A 17,515-nucleotide genomic window follows, 5' to 3' on the forward strand; every position below is an offset into this window, starting at 1 on the left:
TCCCAATGTAGCATGGGAATGTTAATGCTGCCATATTGCGTGTTTTAAGATTTTGTAAAGGGAACAGCCGAGATCTCTTTTCATTTTTTGTGAATAGAGTCACAACGAAAAAAAGAAGATAAGACTAACTTTCACGATTTCATCATAGACATCGAAAAAACGGGCATCATTTCACTAGGAGTATGGATTGCGGATCACATACTTCGAGGGCGACCTCTATGTATATAAGGAAGGGGAGCAATAATGGAATCTGACAAGAATCATGTTGCAAAAATAAGAAAACAAGAAAAAATACTAATCATTACATGCTTTGTTGTCGGCACTATTATGCTGCTGTCCTTTCTGCGGCGGCTATTCTGAACGTCAGGAATTTTAATTTAGAAGGAGTGTTGACCTTACATGCTCACCTATGATCCAGTTGTCTACAGCCGCATCCTTACCGGGCTAACACTGTTCGTACATATCGTTTATGCCACAATTGGCGTTGGAATGCCGCTTATGATCGCGCTTGCGGAATGGATCGGGATTAAGCGCAACGATTCTTACTATCTGCTCATGGCACGGCGCTGGGCTCGCGGCTTCACCGTTACCGTAGCTGTAGGGGTTGTAACCGGCACTTGTATCGGTCTGCAGTTGAGTTTACTATGGCCGAACTTTATGAGAGTTGCAGGACAGGCTATCGCGCTCCCCTTATTTATGGAGACATTCGCCTTTTTTGTGGAAGCGATATTTCTCGGCATCTATCTGTATACCTGGGATCGCTTCAAAAATCGCATCTATCACTTTCTGCTGCTTATCCCGGTAGCCATAGGGTCTTCCGCTTCCGCCTTCTTCATTACCTCGGTAAATGGCTTTATGAACGCGCCGCGCGGATTCGATCTGGTCAACGGCAAAATGACAAATATCGAACCCATCGTAGCGATGTTCAATCCGGCAATGCCTACTAAAGTTGGACACGTTCTGGCTACGGCCTATGTAACCTGCGCCTTTATTATGGCGGCGATTTCTGCGCTGTCTCTGCTTCGCGGCCGTACTCATGCGTATTACAAAAAAGCGCTTCGCATGTCGATGGTAACCGCGCTCCTATTCTCTGTCGCTTCAGCCGTAATTGGCGACTTTTCCGGCAAGTATTTGCATGAGTACCAGCCCGAGAAGCTCGCGGCTGCGGAATGGCATTTTGAGACGAAGCCCCATGCCGAGCTCGTCTTCGGCGGCATCCTTACGGAAAAGAATGAGGTGAAATACGGATTCCGCATCCCTTATGCACTGAGTATTTTGGCGGGCGGCACGCCCGATACCGTCGTAAAAGGCCTAAATGATGTTCCCGTCGAGGAAAGGCCCCCGCTGAAGGCGTCCCATTATTTCTTCGATTCCATGGTATTCATCGGCATGTATTTGACAGTCGTGTCCCTATGGTATGTCATCTGGTTCATGCGCAATCGCAGGCAAAGCCTGAAAAAACCGCATAATCGGTTGTTGTTAAGAGCAGTAGTGCTCGGAGCTCCGCTTGCGGTATTGGCGATTGAGTTCGGATGGATGTTCGCAGAGATTGGCCGCCAGCCATGGATTCTATGGAAGGTGATGACCGTAGCCGAAGGCGCGACGACCTCGACGCACGTGGATACGATGCTGTGGCTGTTCACCCTGCTGTACCTCTTGATTACCATTACTGCGATTCGTGTGATCATCCGCATGTTCAAGAGCAATCCTGCAGAGGACGAAATTAAAGCACTTGGCTGGGAAGGAGGAGGGAAGAAATGAGTTACGAATTAGTCGGCATTACCGTTCTATGGATATTCCTGTTCGGCTATTTGCTTGTCGCCTCCATCGACTTCGGAGCAGGCTTCTTCAGCTATGTCAGCACCGTGACCGGCAAGCGCCATATCATTCATAATGTGATCGAGCGCTATTTGTCTCCTGTATGGGAAGTGACAAATGTATTCTTAGTCTTCTTCTACATCGGGTTGGTCGGGTTCTTCCCGGATACGGCTTATTATTACGGAACAGCATTGCTCGTGCCAGGCAGTCTGGCGCTTATCCTGCTTGCATTGCGCGGCTCCTACTATGCCTTTAGCACATACGGGATGAAGAGCAATCGCATCTATGTGTTCCTGTACGGCGTAAGCGGATGGCTCATTCCCGCAGCGTTGTCCACTGTGCTCGCGATATCGGAAGGCGGGTACATTACGGAGGAGGCGGACGGCAGCATCTCCTTCCAGTTCCTGAGCCTATTTGCGAACATCTATCCATATTCGGTTATCGTGCTTGCTCTTGTCAGCGTACTGTACATTTCCGCCATGTTCCTGACCTACTATGCTTCCAAGGCCGAGGATGAAGCAGCGCTCAACATTGTACGCAAATATGCCTTGATGTGGTCCGCTCCCACCATATTAGCCAGTTTGTTCGTATTTTACGCCATTCAGGGGCATAACGCGGAACACTTCAACAATATGATCGATCGTGCATGGATGTTCGTCGTGTCCTTCCTGTTCTTCGTCATCGCCGTCTATTACGTATGGAGAAGACGACATTACGGCCTTGCCTTTCTGTGCGTCATCTTCCAGTTCGGATTCGCATGGTTCGGCTATGGTTCGGCGCATTTGCCTTATGTGCTCTACCCGTATATCAATGTGTACGAGCACGTCACGAATCAGGCTATGGCTTACGCGCTAATCGTTGTATTCGTCCTTGGGCTGCTCATTCTGCTGCCATCTCTGTTCCTGCTCCTGCGTTTGTTCCTGTTCGATGCGAACTATGTGAAAGGGATCAAAAATGGGAAAGGCGGACGTTCCGGCAAGAAGCACATCTAAGAGGATGAAGAAACGAATATGTAATTCATGCGAAGCTATGTAGCGGATGAAGCGGATGAAGCGGCAGGTATGTATATCGTGCAGTGCTATGTTGAATAAAAAGGAGCACCGAACAGATGAATCAATTTTTAATCTTTTATGCCCCGTTCATTATTGTCATTGCTTTCGTGATTGTCCTATTTTATTGGGGTTCGCGGGTAGACATGAATGAGGATGATATTTAGATCGCTGTCTTTAGGCAGCGTGTTCCAAAGGACCTTGCTGCCGTTCAAGCAAGGTCCTGTTAGTAAAGTCATGCTATCATGAGCATAATGGCATTAAAAAGTTGACTTCTTAATACATCGGCTACGCAATTGTAAGACAGTCCAGAAAGGTGAACAGACACAGCCTTGCATAACAAAGACTCCTCAAAAGATAAACTGTCCCTCATGTAAAAGACATTTTCAAAAAAGTCTAGGCAGATGAAAGAAGATGATCTCTGTATTCAACAGGGGTCATCTTTTTAAATTCCATTGATACCTGTAGTGGTTGTTTTTGTATAATTGTATACGCAAACCGTCCGTTACCAGTTGATCCAATATCCGTAACTTTTTAATTTTTCGCCAAATTTCAAGATCCTTTTATACCAAAAATAGGTTATATTTAGAATGCTGGATTACAATTTTATACAGAGGTGATGATATTGGTGAAACCTAGTAAAGTTAGACAATTATTACTTATGACCTTGTTGTCAGTAACCTTGCTTCCCGTAACAAGTTATTCGTTGGCGGAAAATCAGTCAGCCGGTGACCCGCCCACAGTAACAGACGCCGTTTATAACATTGCGCCTGAACCGGAGGTATTGTCGAGTCTAGCATCGAGGGTAGTAAAAGTGTCGAACTCTTCACAGCTAGAGAAAGCAATTGCCCAGGCCACTCCAGGGACAACCATCGTATTGGCAAATGGTACATACACAGGAAGCAAAGCGCTGCAAATCAGTGGTAAACATGGCACGAGTAAAAGTCCGATTACGATTAAAGCCGCAAACCGTGGGCGAGCGATTATTGCGGGTGCTGACGTGTTACACATTGTCCGTTCATCGTATATTGTCGTTGAAGGTCTGAAAATTACGAACACCGGAACTGCCGACCGCAGTGTAGCGGTTCAGCTTGACGGCTCGAACCATATTCGACTGACACGCAATACGTTTGCCGTTCCTGCAACTGGAAACAAGACGATCTGGCTGGAGATCAAAGGTGAGAATAGCTCTGACAACCAGATTGATCGCAACGATTTTAACGGAAAAAGCGATCCTGGACCAGTAATTGCTTTTAGTGGATTTATTAAGGGAACTAATAAACAAATCTCTCAGCGTGACGTGATTGAATACAACCATTTCCGTAACGTTACGTATTCTGAAGCAAACGGCAATGAAACGATTCGTCTTGGAATATCGAAGATTTCCTTATCCAAGGGTGAAAACAAAGTCCAATACAATCTATTCGAAAATTGTGACGGCGATCTAGAGGTGGTGTCGGTAAAATCAGGCGGAAATGAGGTCAGATATAACACTTTCATAAATAACCGTGGCGGATTGACATCCAGACATGGCCACAATAACAAATTTTACGGCAACTTCTTCTTTGGAGATGGCGTGAAGGAGAAGGTACTGGGCATTCGGGTATATGGAAATGATCATGAAATTTATAACAATTATATGGAAGGCATAACAGGTGATGCGATATTTCTGGACAGCGGCAAGTATGACGGTGGAACAGATGGGAAACCAAAGAATCCTACAGATGAAGATTTGAGTTCCCAATGGCGAGTGTATCGTGCAACAGTCGTAAATAACACCATTGTTAATAGTAAAGCCGGGATTACGGTCGGTTCAACGAATACGACTAAAAAATACGCCCCGACTGGAAGCTGGGTAGCCAACAATATCGTCGCGAACAAGACGGGCATCTTATATCACGAGCCTATCAGCACCGACACTGTCTATAAGGGTAATATCGGCTATGGAAGCACATTGAACAATGCGTCACGCGGCCCTTCTGAAATATTAGCCAAAGACCCAGATTTTATCATTTCGGAAGGCTTGCATAAACTATCTGCCAAGAGCCCTGCGATAAATAAAGCAGTCAGTGACAAGCAGCTTGAAAAGCGAGTAAAAGTGACAGATGATATGGATGGTCAACCACGCTCGAAAACCGATGTAGGAGCGGATGAATTTTCGGATGCGGCTAGTAGTCGCAAACCGCTTAAAGCATCTGATGTGGGTCCAAACGCACCGGAATAAACGGGATAAAGGAATGGACTTACTTTTTGATTGTGTCGTAACGAACCGTTCCCCAAATAAACTGTCCCCCATGTAAAGGACATTTTAAAAAAGTCTAGGCAGATTAAATAAGATGATCTCTGTATTCAACAGGGGTCATCTTTTTTAAATTCCATTGATACCTGTAGTATTCGCTTTTAAAACACACTTTTATTAATAGGAAAATAACAACAATAATTACTTCGAATAATGATTATACATCCCCAAATAATGTTGACATAATATATTATTATAGGTAATATAAGGATAGTTCATCATCCATACACAAAGTTATTCTACTAAAAAATGGTGAATTAAACATATCATTTTTTGGGAGGTAATACTATGTTGAAAGGGCTTTCTGTTTCAATCCTTGCAGCAACTACATTGTTCTCTGCTGGTTCTGGTGCAGTTCTTGCGGAGCCGCTTCAAGCCTCTACTGTTGAGGCAAAAGCAGTGAGTCAAGCCTCAAGTTATGTAAGCACCAGAATTCTTTGGGGACCAGTAGCCGGTGCTTCTTATTATCGGGTTGCCATCAGGGATTTGAATTCCAACCAACGAATTGTTGTCGATCACCAATATAAAACTTATTATGATGCAACTAACCTGACACGGGGTAATCAATACAGATTTTGGTTTGGTGCATATGATAATGATGGTAGATTGATAGCTCAAGGTGAAACAATCGAAACAGTGTATGGAAATAAGTATTTCACTATTCCCCGTAAATAATAAGGATTTGAACCTTGTTGGCCTCAAGTCTCTCAAAATTTGGTTATATTAATTATCTTTTTCAAGGTAAGAGCTGTGGAAGTACTTCCACAGCTCAAATTGTTGAGACATCGTTTCGCGATGTCTTTTTTGAGTACATTGATTATTTCTCTTTATCTTAATACTACCTCCCTGATATGTGAACTTCCCCCAAATAATTTCCCGAAAAGCATTTTTCCATTTCCAAACGTCCGCAACTTACCTATGATTTTGCAACCCAAACATTCCCATTCGACAAAAACCATGGTAAAATATAGGAAATTTCGATTGAGAATGAGAGAAGGTGCATACAGGATGGCACAGATCTTGTCCATCGGTGAATTAATACATCGTTATAGGCGCAATAGCGGAATGACTTTAGCGCAATTAGCGGAATCATCCGGCGTTCATAAAGGCACAATATCCAAAATCGAAAATGAAGACGTCAAAAGACCGGAATATAAGACGCTCCGTCCGATTGCCGAAGCCTTACATATACCGCTGGAAACGGTAGTTGAAATGTACATAAGCGCTGACAAAAGAGCTGATACTCTGCTGTATGTGCTGCAGGATGCAATCCAGCATTCAGGCTCTACCGAATTGGTGCGAAAAGTAGGCACAAAATTTCTGGAATCCCCGAGCGACGACAGCCACTCCTTAATCGAACGTCTATATGACTTTACAGCTACCGTGGACCGCAAGGAAATTCGATTGGCCTTGTACCAATTGATCGTTGACTACGCGCGTGATCACGGCATCATGCCTTTTTTGGCAAAAGGCTTACTCCAGGTGTACCTCATCGAACGGGATGATTTTACTCGAATGCGGGCAGTGTACGAAAGTGGAAATCATGTCATAATGTACGCTCATTTTTTGAGCGTACAAGACCGCATCATGTTCTATTACAAGCTAGGTATTCATGCTTATAATTTATTTTTATATCCAGAGAGTATCAAGCTTGCCCTTCATGTGGTTCAAGAAGCAGAACCTGACAATGAGTACTACATTCACGCGCTCTTCATATTGCGAGAGGCATATTTTCATATTGGGAATTATGATAAATCCGAATATTATACCCACCTTTACTCACAGTATGACGGCCCTTACATCAAAGAAAATACGTTGTTAATGAACGCGTTACTTAATGCCAAGAAGGGGAAAACGGATACAGCGGTAGCCCAGCTTACCTCTGTGTTAGAAACGTATGATCAGAATTTAGCTCTATCAGCTTTAAATCAATTAATGATTATTTATTTGCAGGAGCATCGATTACAAGCAGTCGAAAATTTACTTTCTTATCCTATCGACTCACAACACATCATTGACAACAATCCCCTCATGATTTCACAACTAGCTGAATATTATTACCATCGAGCGGAATATTTCACTACTGTTGGTGAGTTTGAGAGGGGCATATTCGAGTTTCTCGAAAGCGCGTTTCACTTTTCTAGAGTGGACGATGTGCGTCAAGAAAAACAGTGCATTCATCAAATTATGCAAAGCCATTTGACACAAAATATTACGATGAGTATACCTACGATGGAGAAACTAACAGAGTACTATAAACGAACTGATTGGGAGGGATTACGGTGAAGCGTTTCACGGCAAAAACATACATTGCTCTTTTGAGCGCTGTCGTTATCGGGGAAGCTATGATGTCTGCTTTGCTTGGTAATAATGGCGGCACCACTCCATGGTAGCCTAGTCGAAAAGTACTCCATTACCTTCAGTTACACGCCCCCTTGAAGATGTGTCCCACTTTGAAAGTGGATACTTGTCTCCTTTTCTCTATTATTGGAGTAACAACATTTTTGGCGACATTGGGAAATGATAACGGACATCACCCATGGTAAGAGTACCAGCTTGGTACTCTTTTTTGTTTTTAAAAAAGTTTCCCTATAATCCCTTTTATTAGAATTCGATAGACACATTGTATACTAATAGTAAAGAAAGGGCGGCGCCCCATTATTCCCCCTAATCCGAGGTGACGGACTATTATATATTGTGATGATCTATTACATAAAATTGATGGACTTAGGCAAGAACTAACCTGCCTCGTGAACCAAAAGAATAATCTTATCGATGACGAAGTGATCCAAATTAGCCAGCTTCTAGACATTTACATACTGGAACATCAGAAGAGATGCATGAAAAGAACAAAGCAGAGATAAGATTCTTATTTTCCACACAGCATTTTACAGGTAGACAAGCTCCTCTTCAATCAACGAGAAATATTTAGAATCCGAACCCATTTGAAAAAATTTAATAAGTATGAGGACTTCTTTACACATCTATATGTGACAGATTTGTTAATAAAAAGAAATAACAAAGGATACGACGTTATTATATAGAAATCTATTCCTGTACCAAAATATAGAAGGGAGATTGCAATCATGATCACAAAAAAGAATTTGGTAGTTGCAGTACTCACTCTCTCATTAGGTCTAGGGTTTGCGGCAGGAGCTACACCTGCGCTTGCCCATGCGGATTCATCCGCATCGAACAGCACTTCGGTCTCGACCCTGGACAAACAGGATCAATCCACTTTCACCGGTTTTGTTAGTTCCATTAGCGACACGTACATGACCATTGTAAATGCGCCCACAAAAGAGCAAGCCTTGCAAGGAGAGTGGTGGGAGCTCGTTAATCAGGGAAAAGTATTATTAGTTCCGGTTCCAGAAAATGAAACCTATGCAGTAGGCGACCAGTTAAATGTGTATTACAAAGCGATGACGATGTCGCTTCCGCCAATTGCGATTATGCCTGTCCTTGAAAAAATCACAGAGTAGTTTCAAAAAATAGCATAATGCTAACCCGGCGTCATTCAGATGCCGGGTTTTACGTATTTTCACAATACTTTTGTCTGGTTCTGCCACAGCTTACGAACAAAAAGAGCATTCGCTGCGATTACCGCTTATAAAAAGGAAGCATTTTCACCTAAAAAGTTTGACTGCCAATCTGTAGATTGATTTCCTCGTAAGTAATTTTCTTAGTCTCGTTATCTCCAAACTTACGAACAACAGGTGTAGGATTTTGATTAAAATTCATACTTAAGCTTTGGTTAGAATAGTGACCGGCAGGATCGATGTAATATTTATAATCAATTATTTTTTCTATATCTATTTCAGCATAAGCAATTCCTTCTGTTTCTGCAGGAATCATATCGCTAATTGGTTCTCCATCAGGTCCATAAATACAAGTATGTCCACTCTTAAATGTATCGAAGTATTCTTTTTGTTCAGGTGTTAAACAAATCATGCTTTTCATTTTTTCCGAATATATAGAGGATGTCATTAAAACAAAGGTTTGAGTTGAAATAGCATAATATCGACTTGAGATTTCATCATCAAAGTATCCTGGCCAGGAGGCTACGTGTACTTGTTCATTTTGTGAATTCATTGCAAGCAGATTTAAAGGAACCTGGTGTTCCCAACACATCAGTCCGCCCAAATTACCAAGCTCTGTTTTAAATACTGGCATCAAGCCTCCACTTCCGTCTCCCCATATAAGTCTTTCAGCAACAGATGCTCTCATCTTTCGATGTTTTCCAATTAAATCTCCCTTGGGATTAAACCATAGTTGAGTTAAATATAAAGATCCACCATCTTTTTCACTACAAGAAATACATACGTAAGTTTCGTGTTTCCTAGCTGCTTCACTTATTTTTTGAATAGCCAAGCTAGGAATTTCAACTGCATTTTTGTAGAGATCCTTATAGAATTTTTTTGTATATTCTGGATGACCAATAAACGCAAACCAAGGATAACCGGGAAGAAAAGCTTCGGGAAAAGCAACTAATTTTGCATCATTTGATGCTGCTTCAGCAATCAATTTGCAAGATTTCTCAACTGTTGCATCTAAATCCAAGTATACAGGTGCAGCCTGGACGGCTGCTGCGCGATATTTAGGATAATTTCCCACAATAAATTTCTCCTTTTGTAATTATTTATAATTATTTAAGTACAAATAATTATTTAATTACAAATTAACATGTAAGAATTCGTTTGTAACCATCCACTTTCCACTTTTTTACTCATCCACTTTCCATTTTTATTAATTTGATCAAAGAGAAATATAAACCTCAATCGATGAAACGTTGACTGCTTTTCAAATCGGTCGCTCTCTAAGGTTTTCGTTACGATAACGCCGTTGCTGAAGCCACATTTAACGGAGTTCATTAGCAAATGAACTTTCATAGCTAGAAGATCATTAGTTCAATTTACACGGTATCTTTCTAAAAATTAGCAACGTATTTATTCGGAATAATGTCAAAATCCTCCTCAAGGATCTGACAAAACTCTTCTTCGTTAATCGTTCGTTTTCTTTTTTTACCGTTTTTGGTTTGTGTAAAACTTCGTTTCGTTAGTGAAATATGCCCGCCTTCAATTAATTTACAGACAATATGTCTTTTGTTAAAGGGGGATTCTGGGTGCTCAACAATCGTATTTTGTACCAGATTTACTTTATCAGTATCTATTTCATCTAATGTAAATGCATACCCAACACACCATGTATTTGTAGGTTCAGAATCAAGGAAATGAGCACTCTCCCCATTCTCTCCTTTTTTCATTTCTAGCAGATAGGTTCCTTTCTCAGTATTTTGTTTACGGATACGGTATTTTCCGGTTTGGGATGAGATGACTTCACCGCTGAATGGGACTGGATATAAGGGAAGATGTGAGGCAAATCCCCCGTCTATAATATATTTCTGATCATTATGATTTAAAATAATAATGACATGCCCATCATCAGGCTTCCAATTATTAGTCCCCAAATCATAGACCGTACCAACTACTCGATAGACATCAAACCCACAATCAACCAAAAAATAGTATAATAAGGAATTGAGTTCGTAACAGAGTCCTCCGCGATGGGTTAACAGCAATTTTTCTTGAACACTCGCTCTAGAAATGTTGCGGACATTCTTATCCATGACGTCTAAATTTTCATAGGGCAGTACATATCCCATTTGCAGTAAGATTCCATGTAAATCCTCAAAGGTTACATCTTCTTTTGGAGATATCTGCAACCGAGAGAAAAAATCTTTTTGTAATTCAGTTAACACTTTACAATCACTCCCATTTATACATATTTAATCCATTTGTTTTAATGTTACGCCAATTAAAATATATAATCAAGTCTAAAAGTATTCTGGAACGGCCAGTTGCCGACGCGGTATGCGCCCGGCTCAATTTAATGTTCTTTTTATCAATAAAAAAATTCCCAAAATTCTAAATGTGACAGATTTGTTAATAAAAAGAAATAATAAAGGATACAAAGCTTTTATATAGAAATATATTCCTGTACCAAAATATAGAAGGAGGGTTACAAACATGATTACGAAAAAAAATTTGGTAGTTGCGGTACTCACTCTCTCATTAGGTTTAGGGGTTGCAGCAGGAGCGACACCTGCGCTTGCCCATGCGGATGAATCCGTATCGAACAACATTTCGGTCTCGGCCGTGGATAAACAGGATCAATCCACTTTCACTGGCTTTGTCAGTTCCGTTGGCGACACGTACATGACCATTGTAAATGCGCCCACAAAAGAGCAAGCCTTGCAAGGAGAGTGGTGGGAGCTCGTTAATCAGGGAAAAATATTATTAGTTCCTGTTCCGGAAAATGGGACATATGCAGTAGGCGACCAATTAAATGTGCATTACAAAGCGATGACAAAGTCGCTTCCGCCAATTGCGATCATGCCTGTCCTTGAAAAAATTACAGAGTAATTCCAAAAAATTTCATATAATGTCCACCCGGTGTCGTTCAGATGCCGGGTGGACATTATATGTTTACCGTACTTTTCTCGAGGTCTGCCCCTGCATAAACGATACAGTCACACAACAAAACCACAGGAAACAAAGGATCCTGTGGTCTACTTGCATGACGAATATGTTGTTCATTTGAATCGCACAGTGAAGAAACATGCTGTCTACAGTTGAAGCTTTTTTGCTTGTTCCTTAATATAATCTGCGGTTCGCAGCGCGAGCGACATTACGGTGTTCGTTGGATTGCCGCCTCCGGAGGTCACGAATATGCTGGCATCGCAGACGAACAGATTCGGGATATCGTGGCATTGCCCGTACGAATTGACGACCGAAGACTGTGGATTACTGCCCATCCGGCAGCCTCCCATTAGATGAGCAGTATCCGGCACGATATATTTGACCTCTCCGCCCTCCGCTTCCAGAATGGCGCTCATTGTGCCTACGGCATGGTCGATAAGGTTGCGGTCATTCTCTCCATAGCTGAACGTAACCTTGGCTCGCGGCACGCCGTTCTCGTCCTGCTCATCGGTTAGCGTTACGCGGTTGTCCGGATTCGGCAGCACTTCTCCTACCATCGTAATTCTTCCGTAGTAATTATAGTCTAGCAGTTCTTCCTTAAGCCGACTCCCCCAGATCGGGCCTGTACGGGCCTTGCTCAAACCTTGGGCGAATCCGACGGGTCTTGCTCCATGTGCATGGAGGGTGTAGCCTCGCGCAAATCCTCTGCTCTTGTCCGTCTCATAAAAATCTTGGGTCGTTGCCAATACCGGCGTTCCCTTGTACAGACGAATATCGCGGTCGAACTTCGCGTATACATCCTCACTGCTATGCGGCATGATCGCTTTGCCGACCCACCCGCTGCTATTGGCAAGCCCGTCCGGAAATTGGCTGTTTGCGGAATGAAGCAATAATCGCGGGGTCTCAACCGCGTAGGCGGACAAAATAACCACCTTTGCCTTCTGCTCATAGGTCACGCCTTCATGCACGAACGTTACGCCAGTTGCCTTGCCGTCGCTTCCCGTCAATACTTGCGTTACCATACAATCGGCAAGTACCTCTGCCCCAGCATTGATCGCCTTCGGGATATGCACAATTAAGGTGCTGAATTTCGAATTCGGCATGCATCCTTGATTGCAGAAGCCTCTATTAATGCACGGCGGACGGCCGTCGAATGGTGCCGATATAATCGCAAGGGGCGGAACGGAAGATCGAATCCCCAGCTTTTCGCAGCCCTTCATGAACACATAAGCATTCGGACTCAGCGGATCCCGTTCCGGATGCGGATAAGGGCCATGGTAGCTGCCCCAAGGAAAATGCTTCGGACCGGACACCGCTATTTCTTTCTCAATGCGCGAGTAATACGGCTCCAGATCCTCATACCGTATCGGCCAGTCCTCCCCTACGCCATCCAGCGTTCTTGTTCGAAAGTCAGATTCATGGAAACGTAGAAAAACGGCCGTAAAATGCACCGTTCCCCCGCCTACACCGCGTCCTGAATTGTTATGTCCCATCGTCAGCGGGTCTTTTCCGTCTACAATGCGAGTATCCTGCCAGCCTAAATTTTTCATCGTAAGCTCATCGCTTGCAAAATCCTGCTGCGGATCGCGGAATGGACCTGCTTCCAGCACAACAACGCGAAATCCAGCCTCGCTCAATTCCTTCGCAAGCACCCCGCCTGCAGCACCGGCGCCTACGATTACGACATCAGCCTCATCGGCAAATTTACGCAGTATCATGCTTCTTCCTTCGCCTCCCATGGATCAAGCCTTCCGATATCGCCGCGAACATAGCCGCGCGGATATGCGGGACCGGCATATCCCATCTCCGACCATACAACTGGATGCGAGCAATACGCCTCGACAGTCAGATTCAGCATTTTCACGAACCATTCTCGCTGGAGATCACTTGACCATGTTGCAAAACCCGCTCTTCCTTCGCTAATTTGCTGTAGGACTTCGGTCACCTTCTGCACGTCCCATTTGGTTGCTTTTGTTCCCGTCAGTTGACACATGAGTTGGCCTACATGCTGAATGCCCTCAAGTATGAGCGTTTTCCGTTCCGGTATGCCAGCTTTACGTTCTCCTTCCCCCGTCGTTTCCTTCAATGTCCGGTCGACATGGGCAAGCACGTATCGAATCACTTCCTCGCGCTCGTCATCGACAAGCGCGGAGCATATTTGCCGCAGCAGCAGTTGTTCCTCGCCATCCAACACGACACAAGATTGCGGCTTTAGCACCCTGTTCGTCACGATGGCTTGCGTATGGGTGTCCCATGCTTCACGTTCATCCATCACATTGAAGGAAGGATACCGAGTTCTTTTCACCATCAATAATCACCCCCGTACAGTGTTCTTCATCATTACGTCCGCCAATACAGCGCAATAAGCCCGAGCAAGCTCATCGCCGTAACCATAAGCGGCATGATGACAGGCGGACCGATCAGAAAGTTATGAGATTTATAACCGCCGACCCGCTTGCCTACGCCGCGTACATGAAAATAGAAGCCGATAAGCCCCGCCAAAGCTCCTACCCACATCAGGATTTGGAATGTACCGCGCAGCCAAGCCGCGTGATAACAGACGAGGATCAACCCGAACACGAAAAATAGCGGAGCTGCCAGTACAGGTACCCACATCGCTTTATGGTGAAAATTTTGCCGATAATGAGACATCGTCACTTGTATGCCAATTAAACAAAATGCCAAGCTGACGAACAAAATGAGCATTCGATCGATTGGCCAGCCTTCCCATCCCATCGCCTTCCCTCTTTCTCGTTAAATTTGTTCTAATTTGCTGCAATTGCCGCTTATAAAAGTGTTCCAACATATCCCATACTTAAAACATAGCCCTATCATCATTTCTCTCATGGAGGTTCCTCTTGCTAATTCACAAGATCGACACGTATCCGTTGTTATATCGAATCCCCCGTCCGTACGGCGATGCCAATGGTCTAAAAAAATTCCGTTCCACTTACCTGATCAGAATTACAACGAAATCCGGGCTTACCGGTTGGGGCGAATGCTCGGGATGGCTTCCCTCCTTGAAAGCAGAATTTGAACAGGCCGTCATTCCTTTCCTGCTTGGAAAGGATGCTCGGGAGCGAAATTCAATCATTGCGGCATTGACCAAGCAGAAGCATGATAGACCGGCGGCCGCAGTTAGCATGGCATTGACGGAAATCGTTGCGAATCATGCGAAATTATCGGCATGGGAGCTTTGGGGCGGTGCGGTTAGACGATCGCTTCCGATGTACGCATCGTTCCAATCGTACTCAGAAACAACGGATTGGATGAACCATTCGCTGCGCGATATTGAGGGGGCAGTTCTCCAGGGATTTACGAATCTAAAGATAAAGGTGGGGGGAAAAGCACTTAACGATGATATTCGGCATGTCCGCGCCATTCAGGAGCGGTATGGGAAGCATGTACGAATTGCATTGGACGCCAATGGCAGCTACGATGCCGCAGCAGCTTGCAACTGGAACTCCCTGCTCGAACAGTATGACAATTGGCTCTGGTTCGAAGAACCGATTCCTCTGCACGCATGGGATCAATATGCGCATTGTCGGCATAAGCTGCAAATTCCAATTGCGGGTGGCGAAAATATCGCGACTCCTGCCATATTCCATCATGCCATAAGTCAGCAAGCACTGGATATTGTTCAGCCTGACCCGCTTCATCTTGGCGGAATCGATTCTTATCGCGATGTGCTCAAGCTTGCGCGTACGGCGGCCATCCGTGTATCCCCGCATACCTTCGATGGCGCATTAGCCCGGTGGTACGCAATATTAGCCCACGCATGCTTGCCTCCCTGGAGTAAAATGAACACGGACGAAGCGATTGAACCAATTGAGTGGGATGTGATGGACAATCCGTTTGCAGAATTGGCGCCGATTCGCGTTCATCAAGGAGTCGTAGACATTCCAGATGGAACCGGCATCGGGCTGGCTATCGATGAAGAAATGCTCAGCCATTACCGCTGGGACGGATCGCGGTATTGGTAGCTAGGCATGTGAGCCTTCCCTTGTTTGCAAATATAAAAGGCGAAGCCGGGGCTTCGCCTTTCGTTCAATCTGCTTCTAGTTGGAAATACATCATTACTAAGAGATATGATGGGTACAGCGTCCGCCTGATTTAATGGAATCTGTAATTGCAATCTAATCCCCTACTCATCAAAGAGATTACCAACAATGGGTTCCTCAATCGGCTTTAAATCATCAAAATACTTTAGCTTAAAAAGTTCTTTAATAGTCAAACAAATGTATTCTTTACTGACTTCTTAACCAACAATAAAGCTAGTTCAGTATCTTCAAGAAAGATTACCTTGAAATTTCCCATGTAGTCGTCTCCATTGTTATTTCGCTCTTCCCTTTCCACCAACTTCTCTAGCTTTTCCTATGCCCCCGATTACTGGCCCCAATGAAGCCAAAGCTTCCGAAAAGGAGATTTCCTGATGCCATTCTGTACGTACGTATATAGATTCAGCGTCAGCGGGTTCCCTAATTCCCCTTCATACGTATCCTCATTAATAAACCGTCCTACACTTGGATCATACCATCTTGCGCGCAAATATTGCAGATTCGTTGCTGCATCCCAGTATTCGCCCGAGTAGCGGAAAATGTTCGGGACTCGCTCCTCCTGCACCAATGGATTGCCCCAGATATCGTACGTATAGCGGTTCAGTACATTGCCTTGCGCATCCCGGATTTCGGTAATGTCGCCGTGTCCGTTGGATACCTGCTCTATGTTAACTGGAACGTTACTAAATTGTTCTTACAGAATAAACATCGCTACATATATCCGGATTATTGTGAAGCAAAATGATATTTTTTAACCATGGTGGTATCTGATGATTTCGGGGTTATTTACAATGGAAGTGCAACCATATTGGAAAAATATCATACGGGGTTGATGAGGGTTAGGTTCTTTCGAGACATGTCTCCCGATTCATTCGGCACTAGGTAAGGCTAAGAAAACCCTTGAGGAAGTTGTATATTCCCCAAGGGTTTAATCTGTTACTTATTTTCGTCTAGCTTTGATAATATATCTTTTTCCGTATAGAACTGGATATTATCATACTCCCAGTTTAAATGACGATTAATAGCATTTGCGGCTTCTTCCCAAGTAGGTCGAATACATTCTTTGAGTATTTCTTTTATTTCTGTTTCTAACAATTCTAACTCAAAGTTTTGAACAATGAATGTCGCTCTGCAATTTAGCATCTTATTTTCAATAAGACTTTTTGTCACATACTCGGGAGTCAACACTTGAAAATGGAAACAATCAGAACCGGTATCATCTTCTTCAGCAATATAAGCTGTTCCTCTTAATTTAGAGCCTTTCAAACCATCTTTAATTTCAATGATATCTAATCCTTTAAGTACGGGAATGACCAACTAATATCTCCACCTTTTTATTAATTGACCTTGATATGAAAATTGCCACCCGTCTTAGTATCCTCTAAATTCAACTCAAGTCCTCCATTTTTCTTATAACCATATCTTGCTACATACCTTCCATCTGCGCTGACGTAAGTTGTGTATCCGTTACTAGCAGTACCTTTAGTATAACCTTTTCCTACAAACTCAGTAGCTGTAGTTTGTGCTGTATTTTTTGTTATATAACCACCTTCTAGTCCTGCATTACCTGTGTTTGTTTTACCCATAGTAGCGAGCGTTTTAGGGCTTAAATTACACTCTGTATTATGCACCCAAATCCCAATATCCGTTACATAATACGTATGGAAGTCAGCAACCGTAAAGTTATAAACCGTAACAGGCTCATCCAGTTTAACAAACTCAACCTTATCAATCGTCAGATTGCTTCCGTCAGCTTTTTGGAGCTTATCGCCTACTTGGAGTTCATCGGCGAAGACCCACCCTTTTTCTTCT

General features: G+C 43.6%; 17 protein-coding genes and 1 pseudogene. 10 read left to right on the top strand and 8 right to left on the bottom strand.

The features are described 5' to 3' along the window. Positions 1–399: 399 nt before the first annotated feature. The 8 genes from NO352_RS15375 to NO352_RS15405 all read left to right on the top strand — a co-directional run bounded on the left by NO352_RS15375 (position 400) and on the right by NO352_RS15405 (position 8,648). On the top strand, positions 400–1,761 hold the full coding sequence (locus tag NO352_RS15375) for a cytochrome ubiquinol oxidase subunit I (protein WP_289354653.1): 1,362 nt from the start codon (positions 400–402) through the stop codon (positions 1,759–1,761). Next, the gene (locus NO352_RS15380) at positions 1,758–2,810 is read left to right on the top strand and encodes a cytochrome d ubiquinol oxidase subunit II (protein ID WP_289354652.1); all 1,053 of its coding nucleotides are present in this window, start codon (positions 1,758–1,760) and stop codon (positions 2,808–2,810) included. The genes NO352_RS15375 and NO352_RS15380 overlap by 4 nt, the downstream gene beginning before the upstream one ends. 116 nt (positions 2,811–2,926) lie before the next feature. Continuing rightward, entirely contained in the window at positions 2,927–3,034 is a 108-nt protein-coding gene (gene cydS, locus NO352_RS25305) for a cytochrome bd oxidase small subunit CydS family protein (RefSeq protein ID WP_005551605.1), read from the top strand. A 452-nt stretch (positions 3,035–3,486) separates the two neighbouring features. Further along, positions 3,487–5,091, top strand: a complete 1,605-nt coding sequence (locus NO352_RS15385; protein ID WP_289356050.1) for a polysaccharide lyase 6 family protein — start codon at positions 3,487–3,489, stop codon at positions 5,089–5,091. A gap of 363 nt (positions 5,092–5,454) precedes the next feature. Further along, a complete protein-coding gene (locus tag NO352_RS15390) occupies positions 5,455–5,841 on the top strand; it encodes a hypothetical protein (RefSeq protein WP_005551609.1) in 387 nt (128 codons plus the stop codon). A gap of 129 nt (positions 5,842–5,970) precedes the next feature. Then, positions 5,971–7,452 carry a helix-turn-helix domain-containing protein gene (locus tag NO352_RS15395; RefSeq protein WP_289356051.1) on the top strand — a complete coding sequence of 494 codons (1,482 nt, stop codon included), beginning with the start codon at positions 5,971–5,973 and terminating at the stop codon, positions 7,450–7,452. A 431-nt stretch (positions 7,453–7,883) separates the two neighbouring features. Further along, a complete protein-coding gene (locus NO352_RS15400; RefSeq protein WP_268598920.1) occupies positions 7,884–8,030 on the top strand; it encodes an aspartyl-phosphate phosphatase Spo0E family protein in 147 nt (48 codons plus the stop codon). Between the two features lie 222 nt (positions 8,031–8,252). Continuing rightward, positions 8,253–8,648, top strand: a complete 396-nt coding sequence (locus tag NO352_RS15405) for a hypothetical protein (RefSeq protein ID WP_005551641.1) — start codon at positions 8,253–8,255, stop codon at positions 8,646–8,648. A 148-nt stretch (positions 8,649–8,796) separates the two neighbouring features. Here NO352_RS15405 and NO352_RS15410 read toward each other — a convergent pair whose 3' ends face one another. Together NO352_RS15410 and NO352_RS15415 are read right to left on the bottom strand one after the other, a co-directional pair. After that, entirely contained in the window at positions 8,797–9,783 is a 987-nt protein-coding gene (locus tag NO352_RS15410; protein ID WP_040737100.1) for a carbon-nitrogen hydrolase family protein, read from the bottom strand. A gap of 310 nt (positions 9,784–10,093) precedes the next feature. Next, positions 10,094–10,924 (bottom strand): arylamine N-acetyltransferase family protein, encoded by an 831-nt coding sequence (locus tag NO352_RS15415; protein WP_171420040.1) that lies wholly within the window; start codon positions 10,922–10,924, stop codon positions 10,094–10,096. Between the two features lie 268 nt (positions 10,925–11,192). Here NO352_RS15415 and NO352_RS15420 point away from each other — a divergent pair, with 268 nt between their 5' ends. Beyond that, positions 11,193–11,588, top strand: a complete 396-nt coding sequence (locus tag NO352_RS15420) for a DUF3221 domain-containing protein (protein WP_289356052.1) — start codon at positions 11,193–11,195, stop codon at positions 11,586–11,588. A gap of 203 nt (positions 11,589–11,791) precedes the next feature. Here NO352_RS15420 and NO352_RS15425 read toward each other — a convergent pair whose 3' ends face one another. From NO352_RS15425 to NO352_RS15435, 3 genes are read right to left on the bottom strand one after another with little or no spacing between them, the layout of a single operon-like run. After that, complete coding sequence (locus tag NO352_RS15425; RefSeq protein WP_268598904.1) at positions 11,792–13,363, bottom strand: GMC family oxidoreductase; 1,572 nt, start codon at positions 13,361–13,363, stop codon at positions 11,792–11,794. Then, a complete protein-coding gene (locus NO352_RS15430; RefSeq protein WP_289356053.1) occupies positions 13,360–13,953 on the bottom strand; it encodes a gluconate 2-dehydrogenase subunit 3 family protein in 594 nt (197 codons plus the stop codon). Before NO352_RS15430 ends, NO352_RS15425 begins: the two co-directional genes overlap by 4 nt. Before the next feature lie 32 nt (positions 13,954–13,985). Next, on the bottom strand, positions 13,986–14,381 hold the full coding sequence (locus NO352_RS15435) for a hypothetical protein (RefSeq protein WP_163979062.1): 396 nt from the start codon (positions 14,379–14,381) through the stop codon (positions 13,986–13,988). A 122-nt stretch (positions 14,382–14,503) separates the two neighbouring features. Between NO352_RS15435 and NO352_RS15440 the strand changes: the two genes are divergently transcribed. Next, a complete protein-coding gene (locus NO352_RS15440) occupies positions 14,504–15,628 on the top strand; it encodes a mandelate racemase/muconate lactonizing enzyme family protein (RefSeq protein ID WP_289356054.1) in 1,125 nt (374 codons plus the stop codon). A 454-nt stretch (positions 15,629–16,082) separates the two neighbouring features. Here the strand turns inward: NO352_RS15440 and NO352_RS15445 are convergent. The 3 genes and pseudogenes from NO352_RS15445 to NO352_RS15455 form a co-directional block, all read right to left on the bottom strand. After that, positions 16,083–16,361: pseudogene (locus tag NO352_RS15445) on the bottom strand (RHS repeat-associated core domain-containing protein); the annotation flags it as partial. A gap of 278 nt (positions 16,362–16,639) precedes the next feature. Next, positions 16,640–17,020 (bottom strand): Imm8 family immunity protein, encoded by a 381-nt coding sequence (locus tag NO352_RS15450; RefSeq protein WP_289356056.1) that lies wholly within the window; start codon positions 17,018–17,020, stop codon positions 16,640–16,642. Positions 17,021–17,040: 20 nt separating this feature from the next. Continuing rightward, on the bottom strand, positions 17,041–17,515 hold a 475-nt coding region (locus NO352_RS15455; RefSeq protein WP_289356058.1), incomplete at its 5' end, for a polymorphic toxin-type HINT domain-containing protein.

Source organism: Paenibacillus sp. S-12 (assembly GCF_030363895.1).
Taxonomy (GTDB): Bacteria; Bacillota; Bacilli; order Paenibacillales; family Paenibacillaceae; genus Paenibacillus_B; species Paenibacillus_B alvei.